Annotated in this window: 22 protein-coding genes and 4 pseudogenes; 13 read left to right on the plus strand and 13 right to left on the minus strand. The window is 65.9% G+C overall.

Going from position 1 to position 18,796, the window contains the following annotated elements:
• Positions 1-40: 40 nt before the first annotated feature.
• Positions 41-259 carry a hypothetical protein gene (locus tag CA984_RS19855; RefSeq protein ID WP_133061716.1) on the plus strand — a complete coding sequence of 73 codons (219 nt, stop codon included), beginning with the start codon at positions 41-43 and terminating at the stop codon, positions 257-259.
• 24 nt (positions 260-283) lie between these two features.
• Here CA984_RS19855 and CA984_RS47995 read toward each other — a convergent pair whose 3' ends face one another.
• Positions 284-568, minus strand: coding sequence for a hypothetical protein (locus CA984_RS47995; RefSeq protein WP_242676055.1), 285 nt, complete (start codon positions 566-568; stop codon positions 284-286).
• Positions 569-784: 216 nt separating this feature from the next.
• Between CA984_RS47995 and CA984_RS19865 the strand changes: the two genes are divergently transcribed.
• On the plus strand, positions 785-1,177 hold the full coding sequence (locus tag CA984_RS19865; protein ID WP_086574546.1) for a hypothetical protein: 393 nt from the start codon (positions 785-787) through the stop codon (positions 1,175-1,177).
• A gap of 198 nt (positions 1,178-1,375) precedes the next feature.
• Here the strand turns inward: CA984_RS19865 and CA984_RS19870 are convergent, their stop codons facing one another.
• Positions 1,376-1,825, minus strand: coding sequence for a WapI family immunity protein (locus tag CA984_RS19870; RefSeq protein WP_086574548.1), 450 nt, complete (start codon positions 1,823-1,825; stop codon positions 1,376-1,378).
• Positions 1,826-2,188: 363 nt separating this feature from the next.
• Here CA984_RS19870 and CA984_RS19875 point away from each other — a divergent pair, with 363 nt between their 5' ends.
• Positions 2,189-2,710 carry a hypothetical protein gene (locus CA984_RS19875; protein WP_133061717.1) on the plus strand — a complete coding sequence of 174 codons (522 nt, stop codon included), beginning with the start codon at positions 2,189-2,191 and terminating at the stop codon, positions 2,708-2,710.
• Positions 2,711-2,722: 12 nt separating this feature from the next.
• Here the strand turns inward: CA984_RS19875 and CA984_RS19880 are convergent, their stop codons facing one another.
• On the minus strand, positions 2,723-3,067 hold the full coding sequence (locus CA984_RS19880) for an MFS transporter (RefSeq protein ID WP_086574553.1): 345 nt from the start codon (positions 3,065-3,067) through the stop codon (positions 2,723-2,725).
• 50 nt (positions 3,068-3,117) lie between these two features.
• On the opposite strand from CA984_RS19880, the pseudogene CA984_RS48000 reads away from it, so the two are divergent.
• Positions 3,118-3,196, plus strand: a pseudogene (locus CA984_RS48000) (MerR family DNA-binding transcriptional regulator); the annotation flags it as partial.
• A gap of 71 nt (positions 3,197-3,267) precedes the next feature.
• On the opposite strand, the gene CA984_RS19890 reads toward CA984_RS48000, so the two are convergent.
• On the minus strand, positions 3,268-3,774 hold the full coding sequence (locus CA984_RS19890; RefSeq protein WP_086574557.1) for a MarR family winged helix-turn-helix transcriptional regulator: 507 nt from the start codon (positions 3,772-3,774) through the stop codon (positions 3,268-3,270).
• A gap of 125 nt (positions 3,775-3,899) precedes the next feature.
• Here CA984_RS19890 and CA984_RS19895 point away from each other — a divergent pair, with 125 nt between their 5' ends.
• The 3 genes from CA984_RS19895 to CA984_RS19905 are packed head-to-tail and all read left to right on the plus strand — an operon-like array spanning position 3,900 to position 5,086.
• Complete coding sequence (locus CA984_RS19895) at positions 3,900-4,244, plus strand: DMT family transporter (RefSeq protein WP_086574559.1); 345 nt, start codon at positions 3,900-3,902, stop codon at positions 4,242-4,244.
• 41 nt (positions 4,245-4,285) lie between these two features.
• Complete coding sequence (locus tag CA984_RS19900; RefSeq protein ID WP_086574561.1) at positions 4,286-4,606, plus strand: DMT family transporter; 321 nt, start codon at positions 4,286-4,288, stop codon at positions 4,604-4,606.
• Between the two features lie 6 nt (positions 4,607-4,612).
• Positions 4,613-5,086 (plus strand): nucleoside deaminase, encoded by a 474-nt coding sequence (locus tag CA984_RS19905; RefSeq protein WP_086574563.1) that lies wholly within the window; start codon positions 4,613-4,615, stop codon positions 5,084-5,086.
• A 174-nt stretch (positions 5,087-5,260) separates the two neighbouring features.
• Here the strand turns inward: CA984_RS19905 and CA984_RS48005 are convergent.
• A pseudogene (locus CA984_RS48005) lies at positions 5,261-5,413 on the minus strand (mycothiol transferase); the annotation flags it as partial.
• Between the two features lie 24 nt (positions 5,414-5,437).
• Positions 5,438-6,367: pseudogene (locus CA984_RS19910) on the minus strand (alpha/beta fold hydrolase); the annotation flags it as partial.
• Between the two features lie 44 nt (positions 6,368-6,411).
• Here CA984_RS19910 and CA984_RS19915 point away from each other — a divergent pair.
• The 3 genes from CA984_RS19915 to CA984_RS19925 all read left to right on the plus strand — a co-directional run bounded on the left by CA984_RS19915 (position 6,412) and on the right by CA984_RS19925 (position 9,334).
• The gene (locus CA984_RS19915; protein WP_086574567.1) at positions 6,412-6,999 is read left to right on the plus strand and encodes a TetR/AcrR family transcriptional regulator; all 588 of its coding nucleotides are present in this window, start codon (positions 6,412-6,414) and stop codon (positions 6,997-6,999) included.
• Between the two features lie 594 nt (positions 7,000-7,593).
• Positions 7,594-8,193 carry a DUF6461 domain-containing protein gene (locus CA984_RS19920; protein WP_133061718.1) on the plus strand — a complete coding sequence of 200 codons (600 nt, stop codon included), beginning with the start codon at positions 7,594-7,596 and terminating at the stop codon, positions 8,191-8,193.
• A gap of 445 nt (positions 8,194-8,638) precedes the next feature.
• Positions 8,639-9,334 (plus strand): DUF6188 family protein, encoded by a 696-nt coding sequence (locus tag CA984_RS19925; RefSeq protein ID WP_086574571.1) that lies wholly within the window; start codon positions 8,639-8,641, stop codon positions 9,332-9,334.
• A 627-nt stretch (positions 9,335-9,961) separates the two neighbouring features.
• Here the strand turns inward: CA984_RS19925 and CA984_RS19930 are convergent.
• Positions 9,962-10,540: a hypothetical protein gene (locus CA984_RS19930; RefSeq protein ID WP_086574573.1), complete on the minus strand. Its 579-nt coding sequence runs from the start codon at positions 10,538-10,540 to the stop codon at positions 9,962-9,964.
• A gap of 856 nt (positions 10,541-11,396) precedes the next feature.
• On the opposite strand from CA984_RS19930, the gene CA984_RS19945 reads away from it, so the two are divergent.
• Positions 11,397-11,732: a transposase gene (locus CA984_RS19945; protein ID WP_207620947.1), complete on the plus strand. Its 336-nt coding sequence runs from the start codon at positions 11,397-11,399 to the stop codon at positions 11,730-11,732.
• Here the strand turns inward: CA984_RS19945 and CA984_RS19950 are convergent.
• Positions 11,683-12,783 carry an IS110 family RNA-guided transposase gene (locus tag CA984_RS19950; RefSeq protein WP_086574579.1) on the minus strand — a complete coding sequence of 367 codons (1,101 nt, stop codon included), beginning with the start codon at positions 12,781-12,783 and terminating at the stop codon, positions 11,683-11,685. The two genes, CA984_RS19945 and CA984_RS19950, sit on opposite strands and share 50 nt — an antisense overlap.
• A 259-nt stretch (positions 12,784-13,042) precedes the next feature.
• Here CA984_RS19950 and CA984_RS19955 point away from each other — a divergent pair, with 259 nt between their 5' ends.
• Positions 13,043-13,957 carry an IS3 family transposase gene (locus CA984_RS19955; protein WP_108724596.1) on the plus strand — a complete coding sequence of 305 codons (915 nt, stop codon included), beginning with the start codon at positions 13,043-13,045 and terminating at the stop codon, positions 13,955-13,957.
• A gap of 50 nt (positions 13,958-14,007) precedes the next feature.
• Here CA984_RS19955 and CA984_RS19960 read toward each other — a convergent pair whose 3' ends face one another.
• The 5 genes and pseudogenes from CA984_RS19960 to CA984_RS19980 all read right to left on the minus strand — a co-directional run bounded on the left by CA984_RS19960 (position 14,008) and on the right by CA984_RS19980 (position 18,171).
• Positions 14,008-14,406 (minus strand): hypothetical protein, encoded by a 399-nt coding sequence (locus CA984_RS19960; RefSeq protein WP_133061719.1) that lies wholly within the window; start codon positions 14,404-14,406, stop codon positions 14,008-14,010.
• A gap of 104 nt (positions 14,407-14,510) precedes the next feature.
• A pseudogene (locus CA984_RS19965) lies at positions 14,511-15,693 on the minus strand (IS3 family transposase).
• A gap of 729 nt (positions 15,694-16,422) precedes the next feature.
• On the minus strand, positions 16,423-16,764 hold the full coding sequence (locus tag CA984_RS19975) for a hypothetical protein (RefSeq protein ID WP_207620948.1): 342 nt from the start codon (positions 16,762-16,764) through the stop codon (positions 16,423-16,425).
• Between the two features lie 578 nt (positions 16,765-17,342).
• Positions 17,343-17,495 carry a DUF6461 domain-containing protein gene (locus tag CA984_RS46320; RefSeq protein ID WP_165781334.1) on the minus strand — a complete coding sequence of 51 codons (153 nt, stop codon included), beginning with the start codon at positions 17,493-17,495 and terminating at the stop codon, positions 17,343-17,345.
• Positions 17,496-17,850: 355 nt separating this feature from the next.
• Complete coding sequence (locus CA984_RS19980) at positions 17,851-18,171, minus strand: GYD domain-containing protein (RefSeq protein ID WP_086574583.1); 321 nt, start codon at positions 18,169-18,171, stop codon at positions 17,851-17,853.
• Between the two features lie 418 nt (positions 18,172-18,589).
• Between CA984_RS19980 and CA984_RS19985 the strand changes: the two genes are divergently transcribed.
• The coding region (locus CA984_RS19985; protein WP_423229318.1) for a transposase at positions 18,590-18,796 on the plus strand (207 nt) is incomplete at its 3' end.

Raw genomic sequence — 18,796 nt, forward strand, 5'->3', positions numbered from 1 at the left:
CCCAGAGATCAACGCCGGCCACGGAACGGATGCTTCGACTATGACGAGACGGGTGCTGGAAGTCGTGGCGGTAGACACCGACAGGGTCTTAGGAACGATCGAGCTGACCGAGGCGGGCGAGTTGACGGGTAGCTCGCCCGACATCCAGGACATGATCGACACTATGGCGAGCAGCAGGCGGGCAAGCCCGCAGGAGGCGTTCGAGGGCCTCACCTTCTGGAGCAACGGTTACGTCAAGGTCGTCCCCGCCGAGGGCTGACCTCGGGTCGCGCCGGACCGGCCATCATCCACGCTCCTCCGACGGCAGTTTCGAAGGCTGGGGCAGGGACGACTCGAAACTCGCCCCCTCCCCGAAGATCTCCTCGTACGGCAGGCCCTCCGGCACGAGGGGGCCCACGAGCCGCTGTGTCTCCGCCGAGACCTCGGCCGCCCCCACACCGATCTGTTCCAGGGGCGACCGCGACAGCTCCGACCGCCACAGCTCCGACGGCGACAGCTTCCGGTAGACCCGGGGGTCAAGCTGGATGCCCTGCACCTGCCCCTGCGAGCCGACCGTCACGGCCACCATCCGGTCTTCCGACTACAGTCTTCCGACTGCGGTCTTCCGACGGCGTGGTCGCCGTCAGCTCGCTGAGCTTGCCGTAGACGTCACGCAGCTCGGCGGCCTGCCGGTTGTGCTCCTTGGCGAGCTCCTCCATCGTGGCCTGAAACTCATCCATCAGCGGCGATCCCTCTAGTAGATCATTTCGAGCATGTGCCGGATCTTGCGAGTACCGTCATTGGCATGGGTCTGCTGTTGGTGTTGCGTCCTCCACAGGCGCATCCGAAGAGCCTGCGTCGGGCTACCCGGGCCCAGCGCCGTGAGCACCGCCGTGCCGACGCCGAGGAGTGGGAGATCGCGCAGCAGCGAGGTTGGCTGCTGGACGTGGAGGTGGAGAAGCTACTGTCGCTGGTGAACAGTGCCGGGGGCACCAGGCTACCGATTCTCGGGCAGCTCGACCCGTGGGCGGACACCGTTCTCGATCGCCGCGACCTACCCCCGCTTGAAGCTGACGTCGATCGTCTGGAGGCAGTCGCCGGCGATGACGTACAGGGCGAGTTGGTGGCGGCCATGCGGAAGCTGCTGCTGAATTGGCGTACAGAGCCCGATCTGATGTTGCACTGCTACGGGGATTGACCGCACCCACCTGACCGGAACCCTCCAACGGCTTCGCTCCTGGATCGAGCGGCACACCTCGCCTTGCAATCCGTAGGTCCCCGAACGATGTCCGCAGGCGTCCGGATCAGTTCGCCGCGCCGGTTACCGGTGATCCGGCCGTTCAGATCCGTCCGCCTCGGTTCATGATCGTCCAACTGGCCGGCTCCCAGGAAACGCTTATCCGCGTCCCAGGACGGGGAATCGCTCCTCTGCGGCAACGAGCGCGTCCACCAGCGGCGGGATGTCTGTCTGGTCCAGGCCTTCGATCACGAAGTTAAGGGTGTTCCACTGCCCGGGGGCGTCGGCCACGGTACCGGAGATCGACAATGAGCCTGTGCGATGACATTCGACGGTGAGCTCTATCCAATGCTCAAGGGAGGACAGGGCGGCACTTCCCTTGACGTCCGCGTGGACGCGCTCCAAAGCCACTCGGAAGTCACGTAGTTCCTCAACCCGGAGTCCTGCATCGATCCTGGCCCTGAACCCTCCGACCTGCACATGGATCGGCGAGGTCAGCCAGTTCCCATCCCAGAAATCGGTACAGCCAGGATGCATACGACCGAGAACCCGGATCAGCACGTGATCGAGCTGCTTGTCCCGGCCGATGACAATCTCAGCGTGCTCCATACGATCATCCTCTACGAGGGGACATGCACCCAGGTCATGGCCACCAGTTCGGCAGATGTCGGCTCATGGTCCACTGACGTGCTCCGCCTCTGGTCAGAGGCCGTACGGCCCTGCCCATGAGTCCCCGCCACCCTCCCTTGATCACCGCCCCATCGGGCACGCAACGAGCACGCGCCCACCAGCGACGGCTTTACAGGGCGTCGCTGTTTCTCCCACCGCCCTCTTCCCACCGCCCTCTTCCCGCCGCCCTTTTCCAGCCGCCGAAGCCGCTTCACCGCCCCCGCCTTTACCGGCGAGTTCGGTTCAAGAAGATCAACAGGAGGCATTCTGGACCGGGCTCGGCGGCTCGGCCACGATGAGGACATGACGGAGAACGGATCAGCGCAGCCGCCGGCGGCGGGCGGAGGAGGAGCAGGCTCGCGCCTGAACTGGACGGCAGTGAGCGCTCTGGCGGGTGCGATTGCCGCCGTGGTCGCGCTGATCGCCTACTTGATGCCGCCGACCCCGAGTCCATCGCCTGAGCCCAGCACGCCCCAGCCGCCGATGCCAAGCCCCACGGAAGTGGTACCGGTTCCCTCCCCACTGCTGTCGGCGGTCCGGCCCGGCGGCTGCGACGAGGCGGCCGCGGCGCTGACCGCATACCACCGGAACGCCGGGACCATCCGCAGCAGTCAGGCAGCCGCGGCTCACCAGGCATACACCGACCTGATGGGCGCAGTCCTCGACGCGCAAGGAGTGGTGGGGGCGAAGATCAGTCGACTGGTCGCCGAATTCCAGGAACTGAACTTCCGCTTGACCGGCATGACCGGCGGTGATCCCAACCAGGTGATCGCGGATATCAATACAGACGTCGCGGAGCTCAAGAGGCTGTGCGGATCCATCTGACCTGGCGACACGTCACAGCCGGACCGACGCGCGACGGCAGCGGAGCAGCGGGAGCCACCGGGTCCGCGCCGGCGCGCCGTTCCCGCGTGCCCATCGCCTCCGCCAGGGCAGATCCGGCTCGGTCCTGGGCCGCGTCGAGTTCCGACTCGTCCCGCTGAGGACGCTGCAGGAACGGCAGCAGGGGCCGGCGACCACCGCGCCGAGCGCGTAGGCCGTCACCGCCTGCCCGGCCACCGGGACGGAAACCCGCAGGTCGGCGCTGATCTGCGGTAGGAGCCCCGCGACCAGGAACTCGGCGGTGCCGACGACGAAGACGCTGAGGCACAGGCACGCCAGAGTGAGAACTGTCCGTTTCATCGCGGAAGGCTAAGCTCTGACGCCCATGTCAGAGTCAAATCGGAGGCCCGATGCGCATCGGGGAACTGTCGTGTCGTACGGGAGTCCATGAGCGGCTGCTGCGCTACTACGAGCAGCAGGGACTTCTCTGGCCGGGTCGACCAACGGCGCATGCGGACCCGCGGGCCGCAGGCAGAGTAATTGTGATCTTCGGATCCGGGCTATCGCGGTTGTCCCGCCCTCTGGTCCGGTCCGGGTTGCGAGACGCTCACCTGTAGGCACAGTGTCGTGAGGGCGGCAGCGAGGTGCGGGTCCGCCTGTCCCGCCTCGTGCAAGGCGCTGCTCAGCGTGTCCTCGTAGGTCCGGCTCGCCTCGGCGTGTCTGGCCCGGCCTGTCTCGGTGATGACCGTGTAGACCCCCCGCTTGTCGTCCGGGCACAGATCCCGGACGGCGAAGTCCGCCGCGTTCAGTCGGGCGACCAGGCGGGTCACCGAGCTCTGGTTGAGCCCGACCTTGTCGGCCAGCTCCTGCATGCGCAGCTCGGAGGTGGGGGAGGCGGCCAGATGGCCCAGCGCGCGGAACTCCGACAGGCCGATGCCGTGCCGCCGCTGCAACGCGGCGGCGAGTTTGTGCTCCACGCGGGCGTGCAGCAGCAGGATGTGCTGCCAGGTCGCGGCGAGGTCCGAGCCGGGCGGCGCGGCGGCCGGGGCGGGGGCGGTGGGAGTCATGACACCTCTTCGTCCGTAGGACCTTCCCGGTCCTTCCCAGGACCGGCTTGACAGAAGCATACATGTACATGCAACATTCTGTCCCGTCAGGAACTTGCACGTACATGCATATAGGAGCATCCCTCATGGCCTGGATCTACCTGCTCATCGCAGCCGTCTTCGAAGTCGTCTTCGCCCTGGCCACCAACGCCACCGAAGGCTTCACCCAGCTGGGCCCGTCCCTGCTCACAGCCGCCGCGGCAGCCGCCGGCATCTTCTTCCTCAGCCTGGCGCTCAAAACCCTGGACGTCGGCGTCGGCTACACCATCTGGACCGGCATCGGCTCGGTCGGCACCGTCGTGCTCGGCGCCCTGATCTTCGGTGAGGAGTTCACCCTCTGGAAGATCCTGGCCTTCGTCCTGATCATCGGCGGTGTCCTGGGCCTCAAACTCTCCGACCGCCCGACCGCCGACAACCCCTCCGCCGCCTGACCACCCCGCCCCGCCACCCCACACCTGAAGGAAACCCCATCATGGCCTGGATCTACCTCTCCGTCGCGATCGTCTTCGAGATCGGCTTCGCCCTCGGCACCAACGCCACCCAAGGCTTCACCCGCCTGTGGCCGTCGGTCTTCACCCTGCTGTCGGCCGCCGGCGGCATCTACACCCTGAGCCTGGCGCTCAAGACGCTGGACGTCGGCGTCGGCTACACCATCTGGACCGGCGTCGGCTCCATCGGCACCGTCATCCTCGGCGCCCTCATCTACAAGGAGAAGATCACCCCGGCCAAGCTCGGCTCGTTCGCCGCGATCATCGGCGGCGTCGTCCTCCTCAAGATCGCCGCAGGGATCTGAGCCGCGATGCCGAACGCCACCGAGCCGCCATGGCTCACCGAGCGCCTGACCCAGACCCTCGCCCTGGCCACCGCCGAGGTCCACGCCGGCGGCATCCCCTTCGCCGGGCTCGTCGTGGACGACACCGGAACCGTACTCGGCACAGGCATCAACCGGGTCCGGGCGCACCGCGACCCGACCGCGCACGCCGAGATCGTCGCCCTGCGCGAGGCGGCCCGCGAACACGGCACCTACGCCCTCGCCGCCGCCACGCTGCTCGCCTCGGGCGAGCCCTGCCCGCTCTGCTACGTGACCGCCCTGTGGTCCGGCATCAGCCGGATCGTCTTCGCCGCCGACCGGCACGCCGCCGCGGCTGCCGGATTCGACTACGCCTCCTCCTACGACCTGTTCGCCGTCCCCGTCGAACAGTGGCGGCTGTCCCCGCTGCACCTGCCCGTCGAAGGCGCACAGGAGCCGTTCCGCGCCTGGCTCGCCCGCTGAAGGGAGCTCGTCGTGACCGTACGCATCAAGGTCTGGTCCGGCTGCTTCTGCCCTCATGCCCGCCGGCCAGGCAGCCGCTCGCCGAGGTCGCCCACGCGGTCCTGGCCGGCGACGGCGCGGGATGCCGAACCGCACACGCCCGTACCGCGTGGACCCGACGCGGTACGGGGACCCTCACAGGCCCGCCGTTCCGTCGGTGCGCTCGCGGAGCAGGTCAGCGTGGCCGTTGTGCCGGGCGTACTCCTCGATCATGTGGATGAGCACCCGGCGCGGCGGCACCGTTCCGCGCCAAGCGTCCTGCCCGGTGCGGTCGATCTCGTCGACAAAGGCGAGGACCCGGGCGTTGACGCGCTCGGGGAACTCGCCGTTGATGGCGTGGGAGGCGTCCGGCCACAGCTCGACGACGCCACGGGCGAGCAGGCGGCGGGCACGCAGGGCGGCCTTGCGTGGATCGTGGATGATGCTGCGCCCGGCGATCAGGGCGAGCACCGGCACGTCGACCCCGGCCACCTCATCGTCCGTGGGGTACGTCGGCGGCGGCAGGAAGGCGGTGAAGTCCCGCATCCCGGCCGATATCAGGTTGGCGACGGGTTCGTCATCGGAGGCGTCGGCTCCGCCGGAGATCCAGCTCAGCAGCCTCCGGCGCCACGACTCGGGGAAGAACGGCACCACCGAGCCCAGCGAAACGACGACGACCTTCCAGGTGATCCGGCCGAAAAGGATGGCGGGATCGAGCAGGCTCACTGAGGCGATCTTCTCTGGGACGCGCAGGGCGAGGTGGAAAGCGCTCCATCCGCCAATGGACACTCCGACGAGGTGCACCCGGTCATGGCCGAGCCGGGCCAGCAGCTCCGCCAGCCAGTCGGCCTGGTCGGCCGCGCTCGCGAACGCCCGGGTCTGTACCGAGAGGCCAGGCTCGCCGAGCAGGTCGACCGTGTAAACCGGCCGATGGGCGGTGAGGCCGACCAGGTTCGACTCCCACAACGGGGTGGACGCGGTGCGTCCTGGCAGCAGGAGAAGCGGTACGCCGTCGCCGGCGCCGAAGCGATAGACCCGGACGGTCCCGAAGTGAGTCGCCACGTCCTGGATCTGATCGGGTTCGGGAAGCTCGGCCATGGCCCGGTCGTAGGCGTTCCGGTAGCGCGCGAAGGCGGGCGCATCGCGGAAGTGGCCGAGCCGCCGCCGGCGGAACGCGGCTCCGATGTTGGGTGCCACGGAGCCGTTGAAGTCGTTCACGTACGGGATCCTCCGTTCGCCTTTCACAATACGATCGTATTGCATCAATATCACGATACACTCGTATCGCAAAAGGAGGAGGCCGGACCGTGCCGAAGCAGGTGGACCACGCGGCGCGGCGGGCGGAGATCGCCCATGCCGCCCTCAGACTGTGCGCTCGGGACGGTCTGGCCAGTGTGAGCATCGGGCGGGTCGCCCAGGAGGCCGGCGTCTCCAAAGGGCTCGTGCAGCACTATTTCGCGGCGAAGGCCGACCTGCTGCGCGCGAGCGCACACCTGCTCAGGCAGGAGATCGAGCGCCATGTTCGCGCGGCGCTGCGGGACGCCGACAGCCCGGCCGACACGCTGCGGCGCACGCTGCTCGCCGTCGTCGAACTGGGCGCGCGCGATCCCGTGCTCCTGCTCGCCGGACACGCGTTTCTGGCCAGGGCCGTCGCCGACCCTGATGTACGCGGGCTGTACCGCGCAGGCGGCGACGCGGTCCATCGCGAGATCACCGCGCTCGTGGCCGCCACCGCTTCGGAACCCGGCGTCGATGCCGGCGCCGAGGCCCACGTGCTTCTCGGGCTCGCGCGCGGCCTGGCCGACGGCGTGCTGGTCGGGGAACTGGGCGTCGCGGAGGCGGCCGCGGTCCTCGACCACCAGCTCGGCCGGATCGGCTTGCCGGCGGACTTGTGACGGGAAGGAGGGGTCCCGAAACAGGTCGCCGGCGAGAGGCGGTAACGGCGGTTACCGACGAACGTGTGGCGGGAAGGCGGATTCCCGAAACAGGCCGACGACGGCGGCGGGTGGCAACCAAAGTTGCCAGTCAGCAGTCGATCGGGCCGCGGTAGAGCCACACGCCAGGTCCTCCCTGGCCGGGGTGGGCTCGTAGACCGCCCGGTCGGCCCATCCCGGGAACGGCGGGCTTCCTTGCATGGCATCCTGCTTGCAAATCGGTCTGATCACCTGGGGAAACACGTCCGACCACGGCAAGAACCACGAACCGAGTCCCCGTGATTCCCCCTGATCACCGCCCTTGACGGCACGCTAATGGCACGGCGATCACGCCTGATCTTCCGCTTTGCAGGAGTAGGCACCATGATCGCTTGCTTAGGCGTGACCCGGCGGACCGATGGGAATCATCTGGAGCCGGACCGCCCCCGCCGGAGGCAAACGCCGTGACCTGTAGGGCAGGTCGTGAGCTGTAGGGCAGGCGGAGGGCACGCCTCTCGGTTCTGATCGTTACCTTGACGGTGTTCCTGAGGAGCGCAGAGACGAGGAGTGTCGCAGGTGGAGACCACTCACGCGGACATCGCTCGGCTGGTCGAGGAAGACGAGCTGGGCGATCTGTGGTGTCTGACCTTCGTAAGGGGGCTCGATGAGGCTGAGGCACTTCGGCGCATGGGCGCCAGGGAGGAGAGCATCCGGCCGCTGACCTACGAGACGTTGATGGATGAGGGACTGTTCGAGGACATGGTCCTTGCCGGGCGTCTGGATGACTGGACCGTGCTCATCGAGGCGTACGGCTGGCAGGCAACAGAACCTGATGTCCTGCGGGCGCTGTCGGCCGGGACAGAGGCCGTGTCCGTCTTACGACACGACCACTATGCCAACGACTTCGTGTATGCCGTTGATGGAGGGTTGGTGACGTATTTCAACTACATGCACCCTGCACGACGGTACGGCAGTGATCCGGATCGTCTGGTGGCCGCGATGATGGAGGCGGGCTTCGATCCCGAACACCGGCGAGACGACGAGGAGGACGTCAACGCCCATCGCCCGACGATAGATGGAGCTCTACTGCTCGCGGCTCGGCTGACCGGCGTCGTCCTGACACAGGACTTCTTGAGCGGGCCCCTGACAGGCGGCGTTGTTGATTCACGTGCCTGATGCGGCATTGGCGGCTGGGCGTTCGTGAAGCCGAAGGGCAAGGGAAAGCGGACGGTGCTGATCCCACCGGCCCCAACCCGCTGCTGACAACTGCACCCCGGCAGGCATCCCATCACGAGATCCGGGAGTCTGCCCAGGTCATTACGGGTGGGCGGTCAGGGACTCGAACCCTGAACCTACGGATTAGAAGAAATCGATTCGATCGAGCTCTGAGGCTCTGGCCTGCGGGCGCGGTGTCCGTGGACGTTCGCCGGGTTCCGGCGTCGTTCGCTCTCATGGCTGTGTCTGTGGCTGTACAGCCACAGTACTGTCAGCTCGGGAAGTGTATGGATCACGCCTCGTAGGGCGGCTGACCTGGGCGTCAGGCCGGTCGTGAGTAACCGTGGTTGACCCCTCGTCACCCTGGCTGATGGCACGCTGATGGCACGAACAGCAGGATGATCCGGTGAAGCTGAACGAGAAGGTCGCGGCGGGGATCGCGGAGGAGTACCTGGACCGGTGGCGACGTGTCGCGCGCTACGGCGAGCTCGCCGTGATGGAAAAGAACGGTGACAAGGATTGGGAGAACGTCACCGGTGAGGATGGCCAGGAGTACAAAGTTCTCGCCTATGTGCTTCCGCACGGCGACGAGACGCTTCGGATGGTGATCTCGGTAAACCACCGGAGGAGGGATCATGCGGCTCCCGACCCGCTGATCCGGGAAGCGGTCATGCGCTCAGACGGCACTGTGAACACACCGGCAGATCTGACTGAGCTGGAGGACCGTTGGCTTCTGCCCTACCGGGGGATGCAGGTGGTCCAAGTACGGGTGAGTTATCAGTTGACGTTGCTCCTCGACGGTGACGCCCAAGTGAACATCGAGTCCACAGCGACGCTCACCAGCGGCTCACTGAGCGCTCCCGATGCAGAGCCGGTCCATCTGACCCCTGAGCGCCAGGAGGTGGCACCGGCCCTGGCTCTCTTCGGCGCGACAATCGTGTCATCGGTTGCCTTCAATTCTGGTGCGCTGCGGTTGGTCTTCGACGCCGGGACGCACCTGAACGTGAAGCCCGATTCTCAATACGAGGCGTGGAGCACCCGCGGTCCTGACGATTTACGCTTCGTCTGCCTACCGGGCGGCGGTCTTTCGGTTTTTCGATGATCGGATGAGCCGGTTCGGAAGATCTCGGTACGTAATCCTCTGGCCTGCTGCGCTCCAGGCCAAAGGCGGTTTGGCCGTGTCCGTAAGTCCCGTGATTCCCTCGTAGTCACCCTCCTGACGGGCACGCAGCGGACACGGATCCAGTGTCCTTGTCCAAACCGCATCAGCAGCTCGGGGCGCCATCGTTCAGGACGGTCCCACCTGGACCAACGCCCGTCGGCGATCCTTCTGGAACGGACTGGCGCGGCGGGGAACCGCAACCCGGACTGCAACCCATGGCGATCACATCCGGAGGAGCCTTCGAGGTGGCGGACAGGACCTTGTGATCATCTTGTGTCCCTCCTCACGTTCCTGGAAATCGTGGGCTCCGTCTTTCCCGGACCGTTCGTCTACGGCATCGTCTTGTGGGTGGTGGGCATGATTCGGCTGTTCAGATGGCGTTGCGCGCTCCGATGCATCGACCGGATCAGAGCCGAGGAACTCACCGCCGCATCCGCCGACTCAGGTTCACGGGTGCGAGGAGGAATTGAACCAGCTCGTTCAAACCGAACCCGGAATGCCGGCGAATACCCGTTCGTGGGTGAAGTCCGTATGAGACGTTACGGGGGAGCGGAGGCCAGGCGAAAGTCACCTGGACATCGGCAGATATGTCTTCGAGCCATTCCATAAACCCGTGTCCAGCCGGACACCGCTTTCCAGCTCGATCACCGCCAGACACGTGCCCTCAATGCACATCTCGAGGTCGTCCTCCCAAGTGTCGTAGACAACAGCGAAAGTCCCTGCATAGGGAGCCAACGGGCCGAGATGGTCTGTCCAGGCAGTGAAAGGCGTCCAACCAGGCTCCGGGAAATCGAGTTGCCCGTCGCTGTCGCCGTAGCGCACATACATGGTGGTGTTGCCTTCGATGTCTCCGGCCAGATACCAGTGCCGGAAGCCTTCGCCGCCGAGTCGATTCGTCACCTCCCTACTGTCGTCGCAAGGGTTGTTCGACCACGTGACGATGCCCGTACCGACCTGTTGAATGGCGAGGTCATCCGGCTGAGCCTCTCCTGGAGCGCGCATTGCGGCAGCATCGAAACCAAGCCGGCACACCGCGTCCTCGACGGTCAGAACGCCGTAGTCGGGGATCGTCACCGTGTAAGCGACACTCTCCCACGTCATCAAGTCGATCAACTCTGCGTAACGCGCGACGATCTCGCCGAACACGGGACACAACCTTCCTCAGGTGGATCAAGGTCGACGATCTGCGGGACGAGGGCAGCACCCTCGGCACGCGGACCGGTCGATCCAGGGGAACCGTTGACATCCTGCTTGCAAATCGGTCCGAGCGCAGGCCGTCCAGGCCATGAGCTGGGTGATGGGCACCCCGCGAGTGAGCGTGACTGACCGCTGTCGACCGTCCCTAATGGCTCGGCGATCCGGGAGAGGCCTGCGAGTCCGTCGCCCGCCACCGACGCATGAGGAATCGACCGCCCGACCGCAAACCACAAAAGAGAAGCCGGACCAACCCGAAGAGAAATGCGACCTCGAACAACAGGGAGCACATGCGTAGAACTTCGCTGAGTGACTCCCGGTCACTCTTGTGTGCCCATTCGATGAGCAGGGACGAGGCGGCCATGCCCAACACGTACCCGAGCATCGCCAAAGCCTCGTTATAGCCGGTTCGCATGAGTTGATCTTAGACCTGCCCCAATGCTCAGGCTTTACGAAACCGGCTGGGGACTACACCATGAGCAGATCCACCGACACCCCTGCGACAGGCGCGCCGTCCGTGGGCCTCTTCCTTATCAGGGCCATCCGGGCCGTGATCAGGAGTTCTCAGCTCGGCTCTGACCAGTGTTGGGCGGATGTGGGCATGAGCCGTTGTGTGCTTTTGTTGCAGTGCTCGTTGCAGTGCTGTCCTCAGCCGTCCTCTCCCGTGTTCGGTGAGTCGGTGCTGGGGAACGGAGCGCCGGATCGGCGATCGCCCCAGCCCTGGGCAGAGATCAGCCAGAGCCAGGCGATCGTGAGGGTGACCCTCCCCTCGTACTGTGGAGATCTGGCCTAAGGGGGAGGTCGGATCGTGGGAGAGACCAGACGTAGTTTCGATCCGGAGTTTCGTGCGGGTGCGGTGCGTATCGTGCACGAGACCAGGAAATCGATCGCCTCGGTCGCCAAGGACCTGGGGATCAACGCGGGCACGCTGGCCAACTGGATGCAGATGGACCGCCTGGCCCGTGAGCAGGACACCGGTGGGGAACTGACCGAGTCCGAGCGCGAAGAGCTGGTCCGGCTGCGCCGGCAGCGGGCTGAGTGGGCCAAGGAACGCGCTGAACTGGAGATGGAGCGTGATGACGCCCCTATGGTTGTCAAGCGGCGGTCGATGGAGGCGGTGCTGGTGACAGGGCTGCTGCGATGATCGGGAAGACCTCGCGAGCGACGTAGCGCTTGAGGCAGCGGATGATCTCTTTCTTGGATTTGCCTTCGGTGGTGCGGCGTTCGGCGTAGTTGCGGGTGCGCTGGTCACGGCTCAGACGGGTAAGGACGATGATGTAGAGCGCGCTGTTGCCGCGCCGATCGCCGCCGCGGTTGAGCCGGTGGCGGGTGGTTTTGCCGGAGGAGGCCTCGATCGGGTTGACTCCGCATAGGGCGGCGAAGGCGGCCTCGCTGGTTAGCCGGTCGGGGTTATCGCCTGCGGCGATCAGTAGGGCGGCGGCGGTGTCCGGGCCGATCCCGTGCCGCTCCAGCAGCCCTGGGGCGCAGTCTGCGACGATTGCGGTCATGCGCCGCTGGTGGGAGCGGATCTCCTCGGTGAGCGTCAGGATGCGGCGGGCGAGGGTGCGCAGCACGCAGGTGGCGGCGGTGTGAATGTCGTCCGCTTCGGATTCGGGCAGGTCGGCGCAGCGGCGCATGAGCGTGGCAGGGCCGAGCCCGGTCAGGGATTCGCGTAGCTGCGGGTCGGCGCGGACCAAGATGGCTCGCAGCTGGTTGATGGCCTGGGTGCGGGCTTTGATCGCCGATTCTTTCGCGATCTTGAATATGCGCAGCATCTCCACCGACCCGTCGCCGGACTTGGCCACGGCCGTGGTCCGTCCTGAAAGGACCGCTCGAGCGGCGTTTTCGGCGTCGATGGCGTCGGTCTTGCCGCGCTGGCGGCGGGTGGCCCGGTCGGGCCGGTTGACCTCGATCACCCGTACCTGGTGACGGCGCAGGTAGCGGGTCAGGGCGGTGCCGTGGGAGCTGGTGCCCTCCACGCCGGCGCGGTGCAGCCGCCCGTGGCTGCGGCTCCAGTCCAGCAGCTCGGCGTAGCCGCGGGCGGTGGCCGCAAAGGCGCGAGTGCCGAGCAGGACGCCCAGGACGGTGATCACAGCGGCGACGTGGGCGCCGGTATGGGTATCCACGCCGAGGATGATCTCCTCGTCCTGAGGGGGGACATCGGATGCGGCGGGCTCGGCGGTGGCAACGGTCACGGGGCTCTCCTGAGGGCACGGTGGTGATGGATGCCGATCAGGCGGGGTGGTCAGGACTGTGACGGTGCATGGCAAGGCCCCTATGGGGACACATCCCCACCCGATACGGCAGCACCGCCGGCGCCAGGGCGACAGGTCATCACGAAGGCATCGCAGCCAGTCTCAAACTGGGTCAGACCCCGGCGCCAGGCGGCACGTCATCCATCCTCACAGTCCTCAAGCGCTCGGTGGTCTTGTGGGTGAAGGAGGCGACGGGCCGGTGAGCGTGGCGGCCTTCATCGCCTCCCAGAAGACCGAGCATGGCGTTCCTCACGCGGTGGCCTGCCGGATCCTGGAGGTCTCGCAGTCCTGGTTTTACAAATGGCGAGATCACCGGCCGGGACCTCGCCGGCAACGGCGCGAGGATCTGGATACGGCGATCGCTGCCGCGTTCGAGGCCTCCGGCGCCACCTACGGGTCCCCGCGCATCACTGGCGACCTGCGCGAGCGCGGCTGGCGGGTCTCGGCCAACACGGTCGCGGCGCGGATGGCTGAGCTTGGCCTGGCAGGCCGGATGCGGCGAACACCTCGATCGTTGACGTGCCAGGGCAAGAGGCCGGCGGCACCGGACCTGGTGCACCGCCAGTTCATCGCCGTCGCTGCGGATGTGCTGTGGTGCGGTGATGTCACCGAGATCGTCACCGATGAGGGCAAGCTGTATCTGGCCACGGTGGAGGATTTGTTCTCCCGTCGGCTGCTCGGCTATGCCATGTCCGAGCATCACGACGCTGAACTCGCGGTCGCCTCGTTGCAGATGGCCGCGGTTACCCGTGACGGCGACGTCGACGGGGTGATCTTCCATACCGATCGTGGTAGCGAGTACACCGCCGCCCGCTTCCAGGCTGCCTGCCGCTACTGGGGTGTGGTGCAGTCGATGGGCCGGGTCGGTTGCGCGCTGGACAACGCGGTGGCTGAGTCGTTCAATGCCACGCTCAAGGTCGAGTTCGTCCATCGGCATCGTTTCGCCACCCGGGCCGAGGCCCGGGTGAGGATCGCCACCTGGATCGCCGATTTCTACAACACCCGCCGCCGTCACAGCGCCGCTGACGGGTTACCACCGATCGTCTACGAACAGCGGATCATGGCTGCCCGAGCGGCCACCACGGCGAGACGTCAGCAGCTCATCGCCGCATAGAAAAGTCTCTACGGTTTCAGGGGATTGCCAGGGTGGTACAGCCCAAGTGATCAGTCGGGCTGCGGGATAGTGCGGTGCGAGTTCCGCCGCCGCTGCATGATCACCCCGCGAATGACCAGGTGCACCAGCAGAGATACGCCCACAATCAGCCCAGCCACGCGGAAGAAGGTGGTCTCAAACTCACCGGACACTGATTTGAACACCAGAAAGAAGCCCGCATAAAGCTGGTATCCGCTACCAACCCACGCTCGGATGCGTGGGATATTGTAAAGGATTGCCGCGCTGAAGAGGACAAAGGCAAGGATCAAGAAGACCGCGGGCCATGCAGGAGGCTCAACAAGGAGAAGGGTCACTCCTCCTGTGAGGCCGACCAACGACGCAATAATTGTGATGATCTGTTGCGACAGAGAAAGATGGTCAAACCAGGACTTCGGATCTACGGGGCTCACTCGATTAATCTCCCACAACGATGCGACGACTGACCAGCTGGCAATACCCTCGAACCGTAGTGAGGGGCCACGGAGATTCCGGACAGCCATCTTACGGGCGTAGCCTATGCGGCTGGTCGGGACGGAAGGGACTCGTTGAGCACTTCGAGGGGCGGCCGGTAGCCGAGCGCAGAGTGCGGGCGCCGCAGGTTGAAGAACCCTTCGATATAGCGGATGACCTGCTTTTTCGCCTTGGCGCGGGTGGCGAACACGAAGCGATGGAACCATTCGTTCTTGATCGCGTTGAAGAACGACTCGGCCATCGCGTTGTCGTAGCAGACATCGGTGCGGCCGGCCGGGCGGCGGATGCCCAGGCCGGTCAGCAAGCGGCCGAACTCATCGGAGGTGTAGTTCGAGCCGCGGTCGGAGTGGAAGACGGCACCGGGCTCGATCAGGCCGGTGCCGGCCGCCGTCCGGAACGCGCCCTTGATCGGCTCGGTGCGGTAATGGTCGGCCCTCGCCCAGCCGAGGGCCGCCTTGCTGTGACAGTCGACGACGGTGGCCAGATAGAGGAAACCTTCCCAGGTGGGGATATAGGTGATGTCGCCGACCAGCTTGGTGCCCGGCCGTTCGGCGGTGAAGTCGCGGCCGGGTAGGTCGGGGATGCCGTGAAAGTCGCCTTGCGCGGTGGTGGTGGGCCGAAACGCCCGCGTCTGGGCCGGGGACAGGCCCTGCTCGCACATCAACGCGCGGACTAGTTCGGCCGGGCAGCTCGCCCCGGCGCAGCAGGGCGGCGTGGACCCGCCGATGGACATAGGTTTCGTGCGACTCGGCGAAAACCTCGGCGGCCGGCTGGGTGAGCAGCGCGCGGCTTTGTGCGGTGGCCGAGGTCGGCCGCTCGCGCCATTCGTAGTAGCCCGAGTCGTAGTAGCCCGAGCGGGACACGTTCAACCAGGTGCGCATCTTGACGATGGCGGGGTGGGCCTTCTCCGCATCGATCAGCTCGTACTTGGCGAGCGTCATCGACTCTCGGCCGCGAAGAAGGCGGCCGCTTTTTCAGGAACGCCGGTTTCTCGCGCAGCTCGGCGTTTTCTCGCGCCAGCTCCCGGATCCGGGCCCGCTCCGGCCCGGAGACCGGCTGCTCGTCTTGGCCGTGCACGACCCGATGCCCAGTCACCCAGCTGCCCAAGGTGCTGGCGTTGATGCCGAACTCTCGGGCCACCGCCGCGACCGTGCGATCGCCTCCAGCACCATGCGGACGGCTTCTTCCTTGACCTCGGGCGAGAACTGCCTGCGACGCCTCGTCACGTACCTACCTACCTCTTCCAAACTTCTGTCAGCTTATGTAGCCGACTGTCCGGAATCTGCTAGGCGCCTCAAATCCCGGAAAGTGACTCTCGCGGCGCTTTGACCAGCCATCGCGCCCGCACGACGATCGCCACCCAGCTCCTCAACGCCCGCGAACCGCTAACTCTCGCCGATCTCCAGCAGTGGCTCGGCCATAAGCACGCGGCCAGCACCCGCTACTACGCCAAGATCCTCCAACGCACCCTCACCGCCGCCTACCGCAAGGCCGACTACATCGCCCGCAACGTCCGCACCATCGAGGTCCTCATCGACCGCGACAGCATCCTCACCGGCGCCGCCGCGACCGGACAACCATGGAAGTACTACGACCTGGGCGACGACTACTGTGCAGCTACGACTTCTTCGCCAAATGCCCGCACCGGCTCGTCTGCGCCCGCTGCCCGTTCTACCTGCTCAAACAGTCGAACGCAGGGCAGCTCTTGGCCGTCAAGGACGGCATCGATCAGATGCTTGAGCAACTCGACCTCACCGACGATGAACGCGAAGCTCTCGAAGGAGACCGCGACGCAGGCGCGGCCCTCGCCGAACGCCTCGCCAACACCCGACCCCGGCCGGACCCACCCCGAACGAGTTCGGCGGCAACAGCGTCTTCGTCTCCCTCACGGCCTTGGGAGAGAGCCTGCGCATTCCCAGAAGCCAACCAGACGGGGAGGACGGCTCGTGACCCCGCTATCCGTCAGCGGGCAGCGTCAAGCGCAAGCGCCCAATCGTCCGCAACACCTCGGCGCGGTTCTTGGCGGTCTTGAGCCACGTGGGCAAGCGCTCTACCAGACTTGCCGGAGCCCCGGCCGTAAGGTCTCCACGTTCGCGCAGCTTCGCTGCCACATAGGCCTCCAACAGATTGAGATGCCGGACGTCATAGGCCCACAGCACATGTCCGCAGCAACTCGCCTGCAACCACACCGGCTTCTGAAAGAAGGGATCAACAGGACCGCCGACGACAGCGGAACTGACTGTCTCGTCCTTGAAGTAGCCACACTCCCCACAGCGCAAGCGGCGACGGAAGTTCATGGCCTCGATGGAAGCCGTTTCGCCGTCCTCAAGCGTCCCCGGATGCGCCAAGACGACAGCGCATCCATCGCACCGAGGACAGCGCACCAACACCTCGTCGATGAAGTCGTACCCGTACTTCCGTTCGCGCCGATCTCGGAACCGGTCACCAGGTTCCGATGCACTCCCTGTCACATCATCAGCCTGCCAGAGGCCTGTCCCGCTACAGAGCCGACACCTGTCTCAACCGACCCGAGCACCATCAGATCTCCGCTCACCGGCCGGCACCGTTACCGGATATTCGCAATGACGTGCCCGTTTCACCGGCTGAACGCCTGGGCCGACCAGCGCCGCGACGAACCCGAACTGTTCGCCAAAGCCTGCGCGCTGGAAAGCCCGCTCAACGACCGCCGCGCCGAACTCGGCAAGGACTCCGTGTGGTCACCACTCCGTCGACCGAGTAGACGAAGTGCTCGTCCATGGCGATGCCGGTGATGAGTCTGGCCGTCTCCGTCCCCTGGGAGAGCGCCTCCGGGAGAGCCTGGCAGTGGTAGTTGGATCAGGACCGCTCCTCCGTCTGCCGCGTAGGCAGCGATGCCTCATTCGCGGGAGACGTCACCGGGGGTGGCGCCGATCCGGTGCAGCGCCTCCTCGGGAGACAGGCCCTGCACGAACGTCACCCCGATCAGGTCGCTGTCCTTCTCGTACTCCTCGATGAACCAGGCATAGTTCGCCGGCGTTGCACGACTCACCAGTGCTCTCTTTCTGCCGGCCGGGTCAAAGCGGTCATTAGCCTTGCAGGGTTCACCTGCGGTCACCGGACTAGAAGTGGGTTGCTGCTTATCGGCCTGACAGTGCGCTGACCCGCTGACGAGTGGGGCAACCCTGTGCCGACGGAGCGACTACCGCCCATCGTCCATGACCGGAAGGGGTGAGCCGGCCGTCCGATCTGTGGCTGTCCGCCGCCGACACGCAGTCACCGGCTTCCGGGCCGCAGTCGCATACGGCGCCGGGTTATCCGGTTACCCAAGCAGAGACTCGATCCGGTGCGATCTCACTGGCAAGGACCTGGCCTGCTGGTGTCCGCTCCCCGCAATCACCCGGCTGTCACGCGCCAGGAGCCCGGTATGCCACCTCCATCCGCGCGGCATCGTCGATCTCCTCTGGCGTCAGCAGGACAGCCGTCTTCGTCCGTACCGCCCCAGACGCCGATATCGTGAGACCCACAGCGGCCGAAGCCGCATTGCTCGGCAGGTCGACGATCACATACGTGTCTGTCTCGCCGAACGCGAAATACATCTGCTCGACCCGGCCGCCGACGCTTTCCGTCATGCGCTCCACCGCTTGCCGGCGTCCGGTGCCGCCATCTTGCAACACTCCTTTGAGGCCATCTGCGGTGTAGGTCGCCTGAATCAGGTATTTGGGCATGGTCGAGTCCCTCTTCTCGTGCCGCCACCCTGCGCTGGGGCGGCCTTTGCGGTCACGAGGTCGAAGTTCTCGGCTTAGGGTGACGGTAATCCCACCCGCTGTACCGGTTTTCCCCTGTCGCAGTCTTACGCCGCGAAGCCCGCAGTGATTTTGCAGCCCATGACCATTCCTGCTGCTCCTGCTGCGGCAAGGCCTCCCACTTGCGGCGCCACTACGGCTTCTCGCTACAAGCCCAATGATCATTGCACGACGATTCGATCATGTCTTGCCCAGAGCAGACGTACAGGGGCCCCGGTTTGCTCGGTTCGGTGGCGGCTCGTTGATCAGGTTCTTCCTGAGTGCCCGTGCGGACGAGCTGGGGCGTTCCCCCTTGAATGTGGACACCTTGGAGACTGGATCTTGAGGTCCAGGGGAAGAGATGTCACTGATGGTGATGAAGAACTACCCGCCCGAGTTCAAGGCCGACGCGGTCGCGTTGGTCTTGTCCAGGCCGGACCGGACGATCACGTCGATCGCGAGGGACCTGGGGATCAGCCGCGAGACGCTGCGGTTGTGGGTACGCGCTGCGCAGATTCGGGGTGAGGGCGCTCCAAATGCGACGGGGCGTGTCGCTGCTACCGGTAAG

It is taken from the genome of Streptosporangium minutum (genome assembly GCF_002149035.1).
GTDB classification, from domain to species: Bacteria; Actinomycetota; Actinomycetes; order Streptosporangiales; family Streptosporangiaceae; genus Streptosporangium; species Streptosporangium minutum.